Consider the following 17,011-nt stretch of genomic DNA (forward strand, 5'->3'; position numbering starts at 1 on the left):
CAAGTCTTTTCTCCTCAACGCAAAGACAGATCGGTGTTCTGATGCATCATAGTATCTGCCCCAAGTCTCCACCTATCACTGAGTCTTCGCAATCCGGAGGGACCCGGTGCGTGTTGATGTATTCGGCTCGGGAGCGAGCAGTGAGGGCCTCGATGGCCGCACTTGTCGGTTGGCTTGCCTGTCCGTGAGAAGTCTAGCGTGATGCCGGGCTGGGAGCCCAAATGTCAAGATCGCGGGATATGATCTTTCTGCCTAGATTCACGCGAACCTTCGACGGATATCCCACGAAGTCGCTGCCGCCCCTGGCTGATCCCGGCCGACCGGCAGATCTCCGCGACCGCGACCTCGTCATTGCCGGATGGACGCTTTCTGGGCGCCCGAAAACTTGAGGCGTTTTACGTCATCCGCTGCTCCCGAGCCGAGTGGATCGGGCAGGCTCTCGTACTGCGTTTCAGAAACCGTGCTACTTCCCACTTCCTGGCCCAGCAAGATCGCGATCACTTGCTCTTCGAAGAGCCTGACCAATTCCGATTGCGCGGACTGGCTCTACCAATTCTTGGAGGAGATTGCGAGGATCGGGTCAGATAGTTGAAGGCAACCGGGATGAGCCTCCTCTATGAGGCTGATAGGAAATGGGCCAATGCTCCGAGAAAAGCACTTTGCCAACCGCAGGAGGTTATTGACCTTGCTCGATCGTACTTTGCTTGCTCTATCTATAACAACTACAGCAATCATTTTCGCTTGGCTGCTATATTACAGCAGTTATGGTCTCAACCCGGGCGACGAAGGTTTCTGGCTGAACGCCATGGCAAACCCATTCGCCTACCCAATCAAGATTCCGCCTAACTTTTTCGACTTTGTCTTCCACTGGCCATATCGGTGGGCGGGAGGTGACATCGCAGTGCTCCGCATCGCGAACGTCACGCTCACACTTGCGCTAGGCTGGATTCTCAGCTTCCTAACGGTCCGGCGTCTGTGGACGGTCGGCTGGCCTCAGGCGGTCGCGCTATCGGGAGGGATCGCCAGCCTTTCATTAGTCGCCTTTTATTGGTGGGCTCTCACGCCGAATTATTATACGCTGAACTATCAAGCTGCCATGATGGTCATGATCGGCTTGCTACTAGCAGATCGGCCAGGGCGTGTATGCGAAGTCTTGGGGTGGATACTGGTCGGCGTTGGGGGCTGGTGCTCCTTCATGGCGAGGCCGGCAACCGCTGCGGCCCTCGCGGTCATTGTGATGTTCTATGTCGTTGCTTTGCAGCGAAAGTCGCTACTACTCATGCTTAGCGCGGCGCTGATCGCTCTCACTCTAGTTATTGCTATCTGCTACTCGATCGGCGGTGGTATCACCGGGCTGGCGACCTCTATGGTCAAGGGCACTGAGGGGATAACCCTACTTGATGGCGGGCACAAGGTGTCTCACATCCTCAGGATCGACTGGCTCGAAACAAGTCATTCGCAAATCGCTTTCGCGGCCTTCCTGGCAACAGCCCTTCTGCTCAGTATTTTCATGGCATCTAAGCACAAGCTCCTCACATCAGGGGTTCTCGCCGCGGTGTTGATCGTGACAATAACTATTGTGCTGCTGGGGACCAATCCGATCAGGATCAAGCTCTCGATGCTGTTTCTGGTGCCGGCCTTTACATGCGTCGGCGCAATGTTCTACCGTCGAGGAATCATTCTCCGCGGCCAGGGTCTCGCCAGCATCGTTCTCGCACTAACCTTTTTGGTCCTTCCGCATCTGCTCGCACTTAGCTCCAGAGTCAATTACTGGGTTGTCGGATACGACGCTTGCTTGTTCTGGATGCTCGCCGCCGTCGTCTTTTTGAGCCCTCTTGCGCAAGAGGGACGCAGCGTCGCGGCCCTAATGCCACTGACGGTATTGGCGCAGTTGCTCATTGCATCTTTGGTCAACGGTTTCATGCTCAAGCCTTGGCGTCAGGTGAAAGACTTGCGCGCTTACTCCGCTGTTACGACCCTGCCGGGGCGCGGAAGATTGATGCTTTCGCAAGCCTTCCACGACTATCTGGTCGGGGCCAGAACCCAGGCTCGTGCGGCCGGCCTTGAAGTCGGTACCCCCGTGATAGATCTCGCCAACGCGCCGACCCTGCTGTATGTGCTCGAGACACGGCCGCTTGGTTTACCGTGGCTATTCGGAGGATATCCTGGCAGCAATGCACTCGCGGTAAAAGCCCTAGGAGTTGAGAACTGTGCCGATATGGCCAAAGCGTGGGTACTGATCGCGCCGGAGGGCCCACGTCATCTTGACTATGCCGGCGTGTTGGCCTCGTTTGGAGCCGGAAAGGCGGACTACGTGGCCACCGCTAGCTTCGAAGTCCCCGTCATTGAAGGGTATTATCCGAATGCTCACCGGCAGTTTCTGATGAAGCCCATACGCTCCGCTGTCACGGCGGAGCAATCCTGCCTCGAAGTTAGGCGATAGCACCCGGATAATCGGAGCTGAAATGTGCGATCCTCGCAGGTAGCCTTGAAACCCGTGTTTCCGACGAAGACTACCTTCTGCCTGAGGCCATGAAGAAATCCACCGCAGTCCAACTCAATGTATCATCCCGAAGATCAATGCGGCTACAGGTCTAGATTCGCCGTAGTGCCTCATTGTCGACGTTGATCATTCCACCTGCACAACGTGTAAAGGCCAGAATATCGAGCTCGCGATGGTCGTCGCTTGGCATTGAATTGAAAGCCATTCTTAATCTCCGTATTCCTCCGTTGAGGGAACGAGATTGCGTCATGTTGAAGCGTAACCCGCGTTGGCGAGGTAGTTGGCGTATTCCTCTGGCGTGAAGCAGTCCAGCAAGCCGATGCGTTTCCGGGTAACCTCTATGCTTCGCTCGGCTGCTTTTCGGAGTAGGGATTTTGCTTCGCAAAGACTTGCTCGATCGGATTCAGGTCGGGGCGGTAGGGCGGCAGGAAGAACAGCTTTGCGCCGACGGGCGGATAGAGCGTCGCACGGCATTTCCCTTGTGACTGCCGAGATTGTCGATGATGGCAACATCGCCTGGCTTAAACGAGGGAACCAGCACCTGCTCGACAAGCCACGAAGCTTCGCCGTTGATCGGCCCATCGGTCACACAGGGAGCGCTGACACGGTCGTGGCGCAGCGCCGCGAGGAAGGTCAAGGTCCGTCAGCGGCCGTGAGGCGCCTTTGAGACTTGGGCCAAGACCAACATGACGCGCACCCACGGCCGCGCGCGCCGCGGCGAGCGGCTGGTCGTCAATGATGAAGACCAGACGGGAGGGCTCAAGTCCCACTTAATAGTTTTTCCACTGTGCTCGCCGCCCGGCGACATCGGGGCGACCCTGCTCGCTGGCGTGCAGGCTTTTTATTGAAGACTGTGCCTTCGTGCTCGAAGAAGTTTAACCGCGTAGTAGCTGACCTTTGATCCCGCATTCTCCCAGCTCTGCAAGCAGCGCGCGCAAGGTGATGTCCGGTTGCTCAGTAAGCCGCTAGAGCCGTCAATTCCGTTCAGAACACAGGACGTACGGACGACGGCCGTCCATTGGCCGGGCCGCGGCGCTTCCAATCGCGCGATATCGCTGTGACCACTTCACTTCTGAAAATTGAGCGGCGGCTTTCGCCAGCCGCCACCGCGGCAACGACCCGCTCGAGCAAATCAAGCGAATAGGCTCGTCCCATCGGATGCTGGCCTCCAGCCCAGTAAGCATCTTGAATCAGTACCTACTGATTCGGAATCCCCAATCGACTCAGCCTCAGACGATCATGCTCTAGGGGGTAATCTTAGGAGCAGCGCTAAGACGATTTCGCGGGCACAGGTGATCACATCGGTCGAGCGGCGGCTGCCGGTCGAGATTGCGCCGACTGTACCGCCGCGGGATGCGGCCGAAGCCTCATTGGTGAGGGCGCCGGCGGGGCGACGAAGCAGCCAGGGCATCATCGAGATTGTTCTTGGTAGCGGAGATCGCATCCGTGTCGAGGGCGACGTTGATGGTGGCGCCTGCGTCGAGCTCTCGATGCTCTGGCGCGTCGATGATCCCGGTTCCGGCAGGCGCGCGAGTGTGGTTCGCGACAGGCTACACGGCTAAGCGCAGAGGCTTCCCGTCGTTGGCACTCCAGGTGCGGGTGCTGCGCAAAGACCCGCTCGGCGGTCATGTCTGTCTTCCGCGCACCGATTCAGCGGCAACCGATGGCCAGATGAACCCCTTCTTGAGCCTTCTAATAATGCATGCTCCCTGGCCATCACGCCAGATCAACTTCTCAAGATCGCTGCGGCGGCCGACGATCTCGCCGGGCTTTCCATTGATTAAGTTCAACGAGAAATAGGTCTAAGGGAGGCGACCGACGTGGCAGGCATAAGCATTTGGTACTGTGGCTATATCGTCCGACTAATTATGGACACGCCTACGCAAATGAACGCGATGCCAACTAGCCTCGCCAGGGGTATTTCTTCGCCAAGTAGAAGAACACCGAATACGGCTGCGATTACGTAGCCCATCGATAGCATTGGATACGCAACACTAACCTGATGGCTTGAGAGCACAGCTAACCAGAATATAATCCCGACGAAATAACACGCCAAGCCGCTCCAAAGATAGACGTTGCTCACGATCATCCGAAGGCATGCTAGCGGCTCCCCGATGGACAGTATGGGACCAAGCGTCAGCATAGCCTTACGCAAAGCAACTTGAGCCAATGCATTCAGGCTTACGCTAAAAACAATCAGTGTGAACGATGAAGAGGTCAAGGTGCGCTCTTGGTCGCGGATGGTTTTCAAGCTAAATATGGCTCCCAGTCCTTGCGCAAGAAATACGGCAAGCCAACCGACAACAAACATCCGTACTCATTGATAATCACCCCCTCGGGCGACCTGGCGCAAGAAATAGGTGCCAGCGGCTAGGGGCAGCAAAGGAGATACGTCGGCATACGAAGACCAGAACCGCAGCTACCTCAACCCTTTCTGCCGTCCGCGTAGAGGCGTCTCATGCCGCAGGATATAAGCTTGAGGATCTTTTAACTGCCCGGAGCCGCGCAATCTCCTCCAAGAAGTGGTAGGTGCTATCACTCGGTCCAGGAGACCGAACTTTGGATCACCCAGAGCTTGAGTTTTGCGCCTCTGTCACGTTAGCCGGCTGGTTGCGCGGACATGGTTTGCAACAAAACCGGCCGTTGATTGCCGGTCGCGCCTCCTACATGGCAAAGCAAAACTGGCGCTACAAGTCCCCGTCAGACTGTGGACGATCTCCAAATTGCCCGTTCAACTCGTAGCCATAATACTGTCGATTCCAGAGCTTCCATGCCCACCCTTTCCTCACCGCGGGGCTTCGGAATAATCTCGATGCGTCCGGTTCGCCTAGATCAACCGCGAGCAAGCCAGCTCATCACGCGCTCGCCGATACCTCGCTCAAACAATTGTCGAACTTGCCAATTTGTCTCGCGAAGATGATCTACGTTAGGCCTGACGGCGCTAACTGTTGTTTCGCTGTGCCGGAAGTGCAGCGTTGCTTTAGCTGGAACGCAAGTAGTCGCTAGGACGGCCCAAAGCGCTTCCGCCGGGTGGCAATCAAGATGACGACTTCGCTCCCTCAGGTTATCGGTATTCATCGAGAACCCAACGCTTTGCGGACTTGCCAGTGCTTAACACGTAGCACTGTCTACCCCTCACGTGTGGTAGGGCTCACCGCCTTTACTAATTGCCGATCTGCATTTATCACCTATTGCGCAATCTCTGCGCAGGTCTCCAATGATTGATAGCGCCCCCGATCGCCGCCAAATCGGCAGTGAATTTTCGCACGACGAGTTCGATGAGCTCTTTCCGCCAGGTTATGAGCGACACTACTGGCACTGCGCACGTAGCGCCATTGTGAAGAGTTATGCTCACACATTTTGTGGCCTCGGCGATACGCTACTAGAAATCGGTACTGCGCGAGGTCACTATGTTAGGGTCTTACGGAAAGCCGGCTTCGACGCATACGGCTGCGACCTTGGTGATCCATGGGTTCACGAGGAGGCGAGACCGTTTGTGTTTCCGCAAACTGATTTCGCAGAGCTCGATAAGGATCTGCGCAACCGAGTCACCACGGTTCTGCTCCTGGACGTCCTTGAACACGTCGAGCAGCCGGTCAAATTCATCGAAGCAATGTTTCGTGCCCTTCCGTCGCTGCGTTTGTTGATCATCACATTGCCAGCGCGACAAGAGATCTGGTCGAATTTTGATGAACACTACCGTCACTTCCTACGCTACGATGTTAATGAACTTCGCAAACTGGCGCTTCGGTCTCGACTTTCAATTAGATCCTACAGTTACTTCTTCCACGCTTTGTATGTTCCTACGTTGTTCCTGAAGAAAATGGGCATAAAGCGAATGACCACGTTTCGCGCGCCCAAAGCGGCCTGGATAGATGAGCTGTTAGGAATTGCGTTTTGGGTGGAAAGCCGCATTTTGCCGAAGAATGTCTACGGCACGTCACTGATCTCCGTCTGCAGCAAAGATTCTTCGATCTGAGAAATCCAGCGCGTCTATCGGCTCGCGTGACGTCCTCACCGACATCGACCTAGATGAGCCGTCCTCTTGATCCATTCCGTTGGCAACGTCACATAGCCAAGCCTTTTTCGCCAAGGTCCATCGCGACGCAACCGATGGCAGTGACGGAAAGGGAACTATGGTGCCGACGCTCCCTGAGCGGAGGATGCCGGCGGTGCAGGCGTCCAGTTCCTCTCGCAACACTCCTGCAGCCAGCTTTGCGGCATGTTGGCGATGCGCGCAAAGACGTCGGGGCGAGCCAGGCTTTCGGGTCGGTGTTGTTGAAGCGCGCCATTATACTGAGCGTCGCGATCTCGCGGCCGGCTCGGCGTCGCGATCAGAGCTGGCGAAAAACCATGCCTTTCTTCCCAGCGAAGAACCGAGAGCGCTCGCTCTAACGCTTCGGTGGACGGCACTTACAGTCCACATGCCAAGAATAATGTGGTTTCAGTCGGCGTGTGAGGTAGTAGCGAAGGAGACGCCTAAATCTTCTGCTTGTTCTTCAGACACGAGGCGACCGAAAGGCGCATGCCCTCTCGCAAGGCGATCTTGGGCGCATAGCCGAGCACTTTTTTGGCCTTCGCGATATCGCAGACAATTGTCTTGTTCATCTCGGACAGGACATGGATCTTCTGGTGATAAATGCCAACATATTGAAGGGCTGCATCGAGCATCGTTGCGACTTCGCCTACAAAGCTCGGCAGACGGACCATGTTGGGCTTGACTCTCATGCCGAAATCTTCATGCAGGACCTTGCCTACGGTTTCGACGATCTCGTTCATGGTGTACGATGTCTCGTCAGCAAGCCAAAAAATCTCGCCCGCAGCATCTTTCGTAGCTGCGGCAAGCAGGATGCCCTGCGCCAGATTGTCCGTATAGCCCATCGAGCGGCGGTTCCGTCCTGTTCCAACGATGGGAAACTTGCCTTCCTTGATCATCTTAAGAAAGAGCGTTTGCCTCGACGGCTGGTCAGGTCCGTAAAACCAGGGCGCACGTACGATGACAGTTTCCGTTGAACTACCAACTGCGATTTCAGCACGCAGCGCCTTTTCCATCAGCATCTTGGAGCGGCCATATCCCATATATGGATTGTAGGGGCTTTTCTCTGTGAATCTGTGGTCCGGATGTGGGTTGCAGCCTACCGGCGAATTCGACGAGATGACAATCGCGCGCCGCACCCTTGCTTTTTGCGCTGCCGTAAGCAGATTGATCGTGCCTTGCGTGTTGACCGCTTCGAACTCAGCAACCGTCTTGGGATGAACGACCCCAGCCGTGTGGATCAATATGGCGTTTTCGGCATCGGTGACGAATGCACGAATCGCTTCCATATCCCGGACGTCGCCTGTCACGATTTCCGCGCCCTTTTCACGCAGCTGCGACACGTCTTCTCCCGCAAGCACCAGCGCCCTTACTCGGAAGCCCCCGGTCGCGATAAGTTGAGCTCCCGGCAATCCTGTTGTCAGCGCTGCCGCAATGCGTCCGCCCAGCCATCCGGCGCCTCCCGTCAGAAGCACTAGGGGCGCATTCAGCGTTACCCGTCTTATCTCGTGCACTTTGCTAACCTCCGGAATTTCTGTCCCTTGCGGCTGCCCGGGCGTGTTCTTGGGCCGAATGACAGAGTGCAGCCTCCGCAACCCGGAATGCCAAGGCCATGATAGTCATTTGAGGATTGACGCCTGGCGCGTCTGGAATGAGGCTGCCATCAGCAACAAAGAGGTTTTCGACGCCGCGCACCCGGCCGAAGCTGTCGACCGCGCATGCATTCTGATCCTCGCCAAGCGGACAGCTGGAAAACAAGTGCACCGTCATCAGGTTCGTTGACCCTTTTGGCAGATGCTTATCCCGAAATTCATCCACCTGATCGGCGCTGGTCCAGCCCCCATGGCCAGATATGCTTGGGAACACCTTCCGTGCGCCGGCTGCAAACATCGCTTGGCCAACGCGCGAGAGAACCTGACCTAAAGCAATCCAGTCCTCAGGGGCGAGGTGGAAACTGACAAGCGGCTCGTTGAGACCTGGAAGGGATCTCACTGAGCCCACCCCGCGGGGCCGTATCATGCCGTAGTATGAGCCGCAAAAACGCCACTCCTGCATCAGATCCCCGCGATTGGTCCAGTCTTCCGCAAGCGAGAGGCCAAATACCGCGGGCGTGAACACCGATCCACCGATGCGTTGTTCTGGCATAAACTCGGTAATTGCCGTCAGAGGAAGCCGCGACTGATGCGCATCGACAGGGTCGTCAAACAGAGCCGTTGCCTTGATTGTCGGGTGGAAGCGCAGTGTATTTCCGATTCGTTCACGCAGTCCTGAGCAGCGCAAAAGCGCCGGCGTGTGAATTGCACCCGCGCAGACGAAGACCATATTGGCTCTTACGCGCACTAACAGAGCTTGTCCGCCGGCATCGCGTGACTGAGCAAGAACTTCTGTAGCTCGGCTCTTTTCAATTCGTATCTTCTTCACACGCGTGTGCGCCAGCAGCCGCATGCCGCAGCTCACCGCCTTTGGCAGGAGTGTCACTGCCATGGACTGCTTGGCACCGTGCGGACATACATAGGAACATCGGTTGGCGCCTTTGCAATCACGTTGCGCACGCTTCAGCTCCGAAACCTTCCAGCCGAGCGCTTCGCCTCCCTCGCGCAGAATGTCGGTGGCACGTCCGAGTGAACCGGACGTCAGGCTTGCATTTACCGCCTTCTCGGCACGCTCGTAGTATGGCGCCAGTTCGCCCGGCGTAAAATTCTCGATTTTATTCGCCTTGCGCCATTGATCAATGAGATCGCTATCAACACGCTGCGTGATAGCGCTGTTGATTTCAGTTCCTCCCCCGACGCAGCAGCCTTCCACGTACGTAATGGGGGGGCGACCAGCAGCGGCGGTTATTCCTCCGCCGCGCCAGGCCGCAGAGAATGCATCGACTGCGAGCGGAGAAGCAGATGATGAAGGGACGTGCTTACCTTCTTCAAGCATGATCACAGATAAGCCGGCAGCTGTTAGCACATGCGCGACGCTGGCACCGCCCGCACCCGAGCCGATAACGACCGCATCTGCTTCCAAGTGCAGTGCGCTGCTCGGATGAAAACTGCCTTTCATGCTTCAATTCCGCACAGGCCGCACGGTCAACAGCTTTGCTGCTACGGGCGGCCGTTCGTAAAACGCAAGTAGAACCATTGAGCGATAAAGGCGCACGACGGAGCTGATGGGACCGGGGGATCTCTGCATGAGAGTATAAAACATCTCTGCCCGTAACGCGCTTACCAATGGCCCCCCCGCGCCTGCTGAAATAAAAACGATGCAAAGGCTAAGGAAAATCGAAGCGCTTCGAATTGCCAAGCGAATATGAAAGGGCGCGCCTGCAATGGCTCGTGTGACGCTTGCCGTAACTTCAATTACTATTGCTGATTTATTTTCTCCGTCGAGCAAAGGCCACGCGGGTATCAGTGTTGGCACGAGCACTCGATCAAATACCATCTAAGTCTCCTCAACCCGGAAAATCAACACCGGCCAAGACGCCCCGCGATTACGAAGCTGGAAGCCATTAATCCGGATAAGCGACAGACACCACCATGGGTGCCTCTGCCAAAGGTGGTTGAGCTTACCAGCCCGTCTATAAAGCCGGGCGGCGAATCGTTTTCGGCCTCGGGTGGTAGTGAAATCTGGCTGCATCTTCACTAATAGGTTGCCCTTACTCGAAGTCGAGCCCGCGGCTACGACCTGGATCAACGGTGTCGGTTCATTCCGGGATCATCCGCAATGCATAGGGAAGCAGTGACAGTATCTTCTGTTTGACAGGCGACTTATGGTGTGACGCTCCGCTCTTACGCAGAGTTAACTTGTTGGCCCGATACCAGTCATAGCTATGGATGATCATTTGGGAATTAGAGTATTTCGGTGCATACTCGAGCTCTCTTTGAGCTTTGGAAATATCGAAATACATTGACCGCCCATACATCAGAGAATGGTAGGGCCCCAATGGCGAGAGGCCGAGCGCACTTGCCAAATTTGCTGCAAGCGCAGCCGGTCTCATCGGAATAGATTTGATCCGGCTTCCGGTTCCGGCATGGTCTATGACTGCCTGTAGAAGTTCACGCATTGTACCAAATTCGGCCGCGCCGATATTGTATTCTGCAGAGCCCCGCACATTTGACGCCGCAATACATGCCGAGGCCAAGTCATCTGAGTGAACGAACTGATATGTGTTATTTCCGTCAGCTAGAACAGGCACATCGAGGCCCCGTTCAATCCAGTCAAACAGGATCTGTACGATGCCAAGACGGCCATGCCCAAGGATAGTTCTCGGACGCACGATCGCCACATCCAAATTATGGCGTGGTAGTGCTAGCTTGCAGATAACTTCTCCTGCAAGTTTTGCGCGTCCGTAATCTTCGGCAGGATTGGGTTCCGTCCTCTCTGTGATGGGATTAGATTTCGGAGCGCCGAAAACGGCACTGGAAGAAGTATATATCAGCTTCTCGACTCCTGCCGCAGCCGACTCGTCCACAATGATCTGAGTGCCATCTTTGTTGACAGCCCAGAATAAGTCTACATCTTTGGCTAATGGGACTTGGGCAACATTGTGGAATACCTTGTTCACCCCGAAGAGCGCCTGCTTGACAGCGTTGCGATCTAGAATCGTGCCCTTATGAAACTCAAGATTCGGATGAGTGAAATCGGGGAAATTGAGATCAAACACGCGAACGTGGGTTCCTTCCGCAAGCAGCTGTTTGCTCAACACTTGCCCAAAATATCCGGAGCCGCCGGTGACTAAAGCTGTACTCACTGTCTGTGGCCTAAAAGCTGTTGGGGACTGCGCGCCGTCCTCGCTTGAGTTGACACTAGAAGTCTAAGTTTCAAATCTAGTCCGCGCGACGTGCTAATGAAGCCAACTTGGAGCTGATGCCAGCCCACCAACACTCATCGATAACTAGAATTCTCATTTTTCTCTCCTCAAAGGGCCGACCGGCACCTGGCTCAGGTAGAGTCAAATCATACGCATCAGGGCAACTGCAGTGCGTTGCTTCAATCCAGCACGTTCTGTGCCAGACGGACAAGTGCTTATTACCACCCGATACCTTCATGAGTGCCGTGTCGGAAATCCGACATCGTCAGTATGCAGACAAAACCGAACGCCGCTGCGTATAGCCAGAGGCCTATTCGAAACGTAAACGCATAAGTCCATCTCACCTACAGATGATGCTTGATTATGAGAGGGTTTGTCCCGGTAGCTCTTAAATGTTTGGTCAGTCGAGCTGGAACGATCTCACTGAACGCCGCGGGCAAGGAACGGATCCAAGAAACGTCGGACGACGTAATCTCACTGACTCCATCGATCGTGAATTGTTGCTTGGCGGCGTAAGCGATGGCTTGGGAACCGGTCGCACCGGCTTCTGAATAGGAGGGCGAGCGTCGAACTCGGGGAGCTTGACCGCAACGTAGTGCCACTGTGAAATCGTGGTTTGCTACCCCGCGATCTGTGTGGCTACCGTGTAGACTTTGGCCGTGCCCGTCACCCGGCACTTCTGCAATCCCTGGTCCGCGCGGCTGTCAACTTCCTTAAGCGATCGGTGGCTTGATGACGCTAGCGCTGTTGGTTTGGCCACCTGTTCAGAGGCTCGGTACGTGTTTCGTTCATGCGCGTGGAGTATTTGCAGCGACAAGCCGAGTGATGAGCAGATCACCTGCTTGCTTGACAGATCGTTATCAGCGTGGCGGCTGTTGAACCCGAAACAAAAAGAAGGTCGGCAAAGACAAGCCGAATACGCCGTGCGGCCACGCCACCGGCAGCAGCAGTCCCACAAATGGTGGTTTGTCGCTTCGAGAATGGCCGCGGCGGCGAGTGCCTCGAGCATATGGACAACTTTTCCGGTATTCTGGAGGTCGATGGCGATAAGCCCACACCAGCTCGCTAGGTCGGCGGGCGTTAACGAGGGCGGGACACTGGCCAGCATAAATTGCTCATGTCACAAAGCGATTCGACGAACTGTATGCTGATGTCTGCTCTCAACGCTTGGCCCAAAAAACGCCTTGCTACTTTGACCAAAAGGCGACGAACCGTTTGAAGGTATTGCCGCCCATGGCGTTTGGAAGCTGCCTACCTTAGTGGGATTGTATTGAGGAAATAAGCGACAGCTGCTATTGCGGCCTCGATGCCCGCGGGCACGACCGCGATTGGGTAATTGCCTCTTGTTTCAATAAGGGCACCAGGGCTGGAAAGGCCCTCCGGAGGATAGCCAAAAGCCCGGCGAGGATCCTCACCTGTCTTCAGATGTACCTCCTTTTCTTTCGTACCTTCCTTCCGGGTTGTACGAAGTGTATGCACGCATTATATGTTTAATTCATCGGGGCCGGCTCAGAACTCGCTTAGCCTAGCCTGGCGATTGGCCGCCACATTTGCATCAACGGATAGCCACAGTCAGAGTCGCGACTGTGGCCGCGAATACGATCTGAGAACTGACGCCCAGTTTCCAAGCCAACTTTTGCTTTGCGTGAATCGTTTCGTGAAAGCGTTGAAGTGAGACCAGTGGCTCTCGTGGAAAAATGCTATGCACGAACTGCAATGCATCGGGGACCATTGCAGCTATGGCGCCGAGTTCAATAAGCCAGAACGAAGTAGTCGTAGCAAACAACCAATTCGCGAGTGCGAGGCCTGCGAAGGTGTCGACACCAACTCTCATAACATCGAATATTACGGTTCGGTTGAATTTGAGGCATCGATTGTCCGCGCGCTTCCCGATCGATATCGACCGGAGTTGATAGTCCCAGTGCGGTATGGCGTCAATCGCAAAATGGCTCGCAAATCCTAGCACGGCCGCAAGTAACGGATCGGAAGGGAGTAAGCTAGCGATCGCACCGCCGACGATCGCATGTGTACTCAAAATCATCGCGAAGCATCTCCGTTCAAGTTTCAGACAAGAGCGGTGGCCAACCCTCCCCCAGTTGTTTGAGTAAGCGAGGTGACCGACGGCGTCGGCGATCCTGAAGCGACGGCGACTTCGCCATGATCATTCGGAACGTCGCGCCTACCATCAGGGTCGTGCTAGAGAACGTGTGACCGACAGCCTGCCGCTCATATACCGCTAACGGGTTTGAAAGGTAAATGGCAGCCCCTTTGCTGTTGCGCCTGCTGCGCGCGTTCCTGATTTTCGCGCGTCTCGTTCAGCTTAGCTTTAGCCGCTGATCGGGCAGCGCGTTGATTGCCTCCCCTGTCGCGCAGCAGACGCTATTGCCCAGTCAAGGACCATTTTTTCGCACATTTGGGCCAGCAATGCGAGCGGATCAAGCGAGCGGTGGATCTCTCGCAGCCGGTGTTTGAATGCCTCGTCGAGGCTCGGGTGGAGCAACGCTCGGTCGTATGGCGTTTCCGGAGGAACATAACGCTTCACACTTTGGCAACTTCGCAGTGCTTCTCTTTCAGCTTAATGAAGGCTGGAAAAAATTGACGAGCAGCCGTGCCGCCGCAAAGGTGAGCTAATAAGCGAGCGACATCAACGCCTTCAACCGCCCATAATCCACCAGGCGGAGAACAACAGCTCCGTTCTTTTGCTCCACGAATGCCTGATCGTTCTCCTTGTAGCGCCCTGGAACGAGTTACATTATTACGAGATCTGCACCATGACACGACAGTGTCATCCATGAGGGCGCTATCGTTGTCACAATTGGGCCGCGAACGGCCAGAGGATAGGTCTGCGCGCGTTCAAGGGCCTCGAAGCGGATGGCATTCGGTCCACCCGTTGCAACATCCACCATTTTTAGCATCTGAATGATTGCGCCGGATATGAACATGCCGCCATGCGCAACCAGGATCCGGCACAAGCGTCTTGATGGTCGCTGCCGCAATGGCGCCGAGCGCGATGAATGGTAATCAACCGACGCATGTCCGTATCCGTCCGGTGAAGGCCGCCTTGCCGAATGAGGCGTCTTGTTGAGTACTGTCCTTATGGACAGTGATAGGCGCAGTGCCCAAGCCGAACGGCTTGAGGTGGTGGACACAGGCCGGCGACGGCGCTGGTCCGAGGATGAGAAGCTCAAGATCGTCCTGGAGAGCTTGCAGTCGCCGCGTCAGGTCGCGGCAACGGCGCGGCGGTATGGCGTTTCGCGCTCATTGCTGCTGCGATGGCGACGCTCGTTTCGGCCTGAGCCGAAGGATGCCGCCGATCCACCTGGCTTCGTACCCGCGATGGTGGTCGCGGAAGCAGGACCGACGCCCTGTCCAGTCGTGCCGGCCAGCAGCGGCGGATCGATCGAGATCGAGTTTGCGGCCGGGGCTAGGATGCGGATCACGGGCGCGGTCGACGCGGCGACGCTGAAGGCCGCCGTGGCGGCGCTGGCAGATGGACGCCTACGGTGATCCCCATTGCGTCGGGCGTGCGGGTGTGGATTGCGACCGGCCACACTGATATGCGTCGCGGTATGAACTCGCTGGGCTTGCTGGTGCAGGAAGCCTTCAAGCGAGACCCGCACGGCGGCGACCTCTATGTGTTCCGTGGCAGGAGCGGCAAGCTGATCAAGATCCTTTGGCACGATGGACTGGGCATGTCGCTCTACGCCAAGCGGCTGGAGCGCGGCCGCTTCCTGTGGCCGTCGTCGGCTGACGGCGTGGTGACAATCACCCCAGCCCAGCTTGGCTACCTGCTGGAGGGCATCGACTGGCGGATGCCGCAACAGACCTGGCGACCACAGGCGGCTGGCTGATCGCTGGGATTTGAATCGGTGACAGGATCAGCGGTTCGGACAGAGATCGCGTCTTGTGATTCTCTGGTCGGCGATGAGTACCGCTGATTCTCTTCCCGACGATGTGACCACGCTGCAGGCGATGCTGCGCGCCGAGCGAGCGGCCCGGTTGGCCGCGGAGGCGGAAGCCCAGGCGGGGACATTGCTGATTGAGAAGCTCAAGCTCACGATCAAGAAGCTCCGGCACGAACAGTTCGGACAGCCCTCCGAGCGAGGCGCATTGCTGGACCAGCTCGAGCTGCAGCTCGCCGACTTGGAGGAGAACGCGGCTCAAGCTGAGACGGCGGCGCAGATGGCAGCCGAGAAGATTGCGGTGCCATCGTTCGAGCGCCGCAAGCCAGCCCGCCGGCCCCTGCCGGAGCACTTGCTGCGGGAGCGCATTGTCTATCCGGTGCCGGCCACCTGCCCATGCTGCTGCGAAGTCGATTGCGCAAGCTTGGCGAGGACGTGTCCGAGACGCTGGAGCTTGTTCCGCTCCAGTGGAAGGTGATCCAGCACGTGCGCGAGAAGCTCGTCTGCCGGGCTGCAAAGCGATCACCCAGCCGCCAGCTCCCTCGCACCCGATTGCGCGCGGGCGTGCAGGGCCCAAGCTGCTGGCCCATGTCCTGTTCGCCAAGTACGGCCTGCACCTGCCGCTTCATCGTCAGAGCGACGTCTACCACGTGAAGGGCATCGAGCTCGACGTATCGACGCTCGCGGACTAGGTAGGTGTCTGCGCGGCAACCTTGATGCCGCTGGTCAATGCGATCCGGAGCGACGTGTTCGCGGCCGAGCGCATCCATGCGGATGACACCACAGTGCCGGTCCTGGCCAAGGGCAAGACCCGAACCGGCCGGCTCTGGACCTACGTGCGCGACGACCGTCCGTTTGCCTCCCCAGATCCGCCGGCGGCCGTGTTCTTCTACTCGACCGATCGTGGCGGTGCGCATCCGGAGCAGCATCTGGCGGGCTATGCCGGGCTGATGCAGGCCGACACCTACGCAGGCTTTGGCAGGCTCTACGAGGCCCATCGCAAGGGCGGCCGGATTATCGAGGCCGCGTGCTGGGCGCACGGCAGACGCAAGTTCTTTGATCTCGCGCGGCTCAGCAAGGCGCCGATCGCGGCCGAGGCGGTCAAGCGCACCGATGTTCTGTTTGCCATTTAGCGCGAGATCAACGGTTTTGCTGCGCAGGAGCACTTGCGGGTGCGCCAGGAGCGTAGTCGCCCCCTGATCGTCGAGCTGAAGGAGTGGTTGCGCGAGCAGCGCGCCAAGCTGTCCAGGAACAACACACGACCAAAGCGATCAATTACTGCCTCAGCCGCTGGGATGCATTTAGCCGCTTCCTTGATGACGGACGGCTTTGCATGTCGAACAATGCTGCTGAGCGTGAGCTACGGCCGGTCGCCGTAGGGCGAAAAAATTGAACCTTCGCCGGGTCCGATGAGGGCGGCCGGCGTGCGGCTGCCATCTACTTGTCTTTCCATTTTGTAGATGCTTTCATCCCTGACGCCGTGCTTCCGGCACAGATCGGCAGCCGAAACGCCGGCCTCGCGCTTCTTCATGATCCGCTTTTCCGTAAGCCGCAGCGATTCATGCGACCCTCACATGGGCCGAGTGAACTGATCTAAATCAAAAACAGTGCCAAAGTGAGATCTATCGTTCTATCGAGGAAGGACTCGCCGTCCGCAAGCGAAGGACCCGACACAAGGCTGTGTGTAGCCGGGCGCCGCCCGCGGTGGAGGCCAGCCGCTGATGCTGGACTTTCTTCATGACCAGTTCGCCCACGGTCAGCGCTTTCGCATC

General features: G+C 56.9%; 10 protein-coding genes and 2 pseudogenes. 6 read left to right on the forward strand and 6 right to left on the reverse strand.

All coding sequences use genetic code 11. The features are described from left to right. The first annotated feature begins 640 nt into the window (after nt 1–640). Nucleotides 641–2,443 carry a hypothetical protein gene (locus tag BCCGELA001_RS29920; protein WP_060736952.1) on the forward strand — a complete coding sequence of 601 codons (1,803 nt, stop codon included), beginning with the start codon at nt 641–643 and terminating at the stop codon, nt 2,441–2,443. 306 nt (nt 2,444–2,749) lie between these two features. On the opposite strand, the pseudogene BCCGELA001_RS38530 reads toward BCCGELA001_RS29920, so the two are convergent. After that, a pseudogene (locus BCCGELA001_RS38530) lies at nt 2,750–3,658 on the reverse strand (transposase). A 137-nt stretch (nt 3,659–3,795) separates the two neighbouring features. On the opposite strand from BCCGELA001_RS38530, the gene BCCGELA001_RS29925 reads away from it, so the two are divergent. After that, nucleotides 3,796–4,065 (forward strand): hypothetical protein, encoded by a 270-nt coding sequence (locus BCCGELA001_RS29925; RefSeq protein ID WP_008545082.1) that lies wholly within the window; start codon nt 3,796–3,798, stop codon nt 4,063–4,065. Between the two features lie 287 nt (nt 4,066–4,352). On the opposite strand, the gene BCCGELA001_RS39535 is transcribed toward BCCGELA001_RS29925, so the two are convergent. After that, a complete protein-coding gene (locus BCCGELA001_RS39535; RefSeq protein ID WP_008545083.1) occupies nt 4,353–4,814 on the reverse strand; it encodes an EamA family transporter in 462 nt (153 codons plus the stop codon). A 906-nt stretch (nt 4,815–5,720) separates the two neighbouring features. On the opposite strand from BCCGELA001_RS39535, the gene BCCGELA001_RS29935 reads away from it, so the two are divergent. Then, nucleotides 5,721–6,482: a class I SAM-dependent methyltransferase gene (locus BCCGELA001_RS29935; RefSeq protein WP_008545084.1), complete on the forward strand. Its 762-nt coding sequence runs from the start codon at nt 5,721–5,723 to the stop codon at nt 6,480–6,482. A gap of 500 nt (nt 6,483–6,982) precedes the next feature. Here the strand turns inward: BCCGELA001_RS29935 and BCCGELA001_RS29940 are convergent, their stop codons facing one another. The 3 genes from BCCGELA001_RS29940 to BCCGELA001_RS36415 form a co-directional block, all read right to left on the reverse strand. Further along, complete coding sequence (locus BCCGELA001_RS29940; protein ID WP_083543444.1) at nt 6,983–8,053, reverse strand: NAD-dependent epimerase/dehydratase family protein; 1,071 nt, start codon at nt 8,051–8,053, stop codon at nt 6,983–6,985. Between the two features lie 4 nt (nt 8,054–8,057). Then, nucleotides 8,058–9,590, reverse strand: coding sequence for an FAD-dependent oxidoreductase (locus BCCGELA001_RS29945; protein ID WP_008545086.1), 1,533 nt, complete (start codon nt 9,588–9,590; stop codon nt 8,058–8,060). Nucleotides 9,591–10,230: 640 nt separating this feature from the next. Continuing rightward, nucleotides 10,231–11,232, reverse strand: coding sequence for an NAD-dependent epimerase/dehydratase family protein (locus BCCGELA001_RS36415; protein WP_008545087.1), 1,002 nt, complete (start codon nt 11,230–11,232; stop codon nt 10,231–10,233). Between the two features lie 3,201 nt (nt 11,233–14,433). Between BCCGELA001_RS36415 and tnpA the strand changes: the two genes are divergently transcribed. From tnpA to tnpC, 3 genes and pseudogenes are all read left to right on the forward strand, one after another. Then, entirely contained in the window at nt 14,434–14,844 is a 411-nt protein-coding gene (gene tnpA / locus BCCGELA001_RS29955) for an IS66-like element accessory protein TnpA (protein ID WP_060736953.1), read from the forward strand. Then, on the forward strand, nt 14,841–15,188 hold the full coding sequence (gene tnpB / locus BCCGELA001_RS29960; protein WP_008545089.1) for an IS66 family insertion sequence element accessory protein TnpB: 348 nt from the start codon (nt 14,841–14,843) through the stop codon (nt 15,186–15,188). The genes tnpA and tnpB overlap by 4 nt, the downstream gene beginning before the upstream one ends. A gap of 73 nt (nt 15,189–15,261) precedes the next feature. Beyond that, nucleotides 15,262–16,629: pseudogene (gene tnpC / locus BCCGELA001_RS39540) on the forward strand (IS66 family transposase); the annotation flags it as partial. On the opposite strand, the gene BCCGELA001_RS39545 reads toward tnpC, so the two are convergent. Then, on the reverse strand, nt 16,600–16,770 hold the full coding sequence (locus tag BCCGELA001_RS39545; RefSeq protein ID WP_008545091.1) for a hypothetical protein: 171 nt from the start codon (nt 16,768–16,770) through the stop codon (nt 16,600–16,602). The pseudogene tnpC and the gene BCCGELA001_RS39545 sit on opposite strands and share 30 nt — an antisense overlap. Between the last annotated feature and the right edge of the window lie 241 nt (nt 16,771–17,011).

Source organism: Bradyrhizobium sp. CCGE-LA001, assembly GCF_000296215.2.
In the GTDB taxonomy this organism is placed as follows: Bacteria; Pseudomonadota; Alphaproteobacteria; order Rhizobiales; family Xanthobacteraceae; genus Bradyrhizobium.

Bases quoted from the DNA above. Each gene is read 5' to 3' on its own strand.
- BCCGELA001_RS29920 (WP_060736952.1), top strand. From the start codon at position 641: ATGCTCCGAGAAAAGCACTTTGCCAACCGCAGGAGGTTATTGACCTTG.
- BCCGELA001_RS39535 (WP_008545083.1), bottom strand. From the start codon at position 4,814: ATGTTTGTTGTCGGTTGGCTTGCCGTATTTCTTGCGCAAGGACTGGGA.
- BCCGELA001_RS29935 (WP_008545084.1), top strand. From the start codon at position 5,721: ATGATTGATAGCGCCCCCGATCGCCGCCAAATCGGCAGTGAATTTTCG.
- BCCGELA001_RS29945 (WP_008545086.1), bottom strand. From the start codon at position 9,590: ATGAAAGGCAGTTTTCATCCGAGCAGCGCACTGCACTTGGAAGCAGAT.
- tnpA (WP_060736953.1), top strand. From the start codon at position 14,434: ATGGACAGTGATAGGCGCAGTGCCCAAGCCGAACGGCTTGAGGTGGTG.
- BCCGELA001_RS39545 (WP_008545091.1), bottom strand. From the start codon at position 16,770: ATGAAGAAGCGCGAGGCCGGCGTTTCGGCTGCCGATCTGTGCCGGAAG.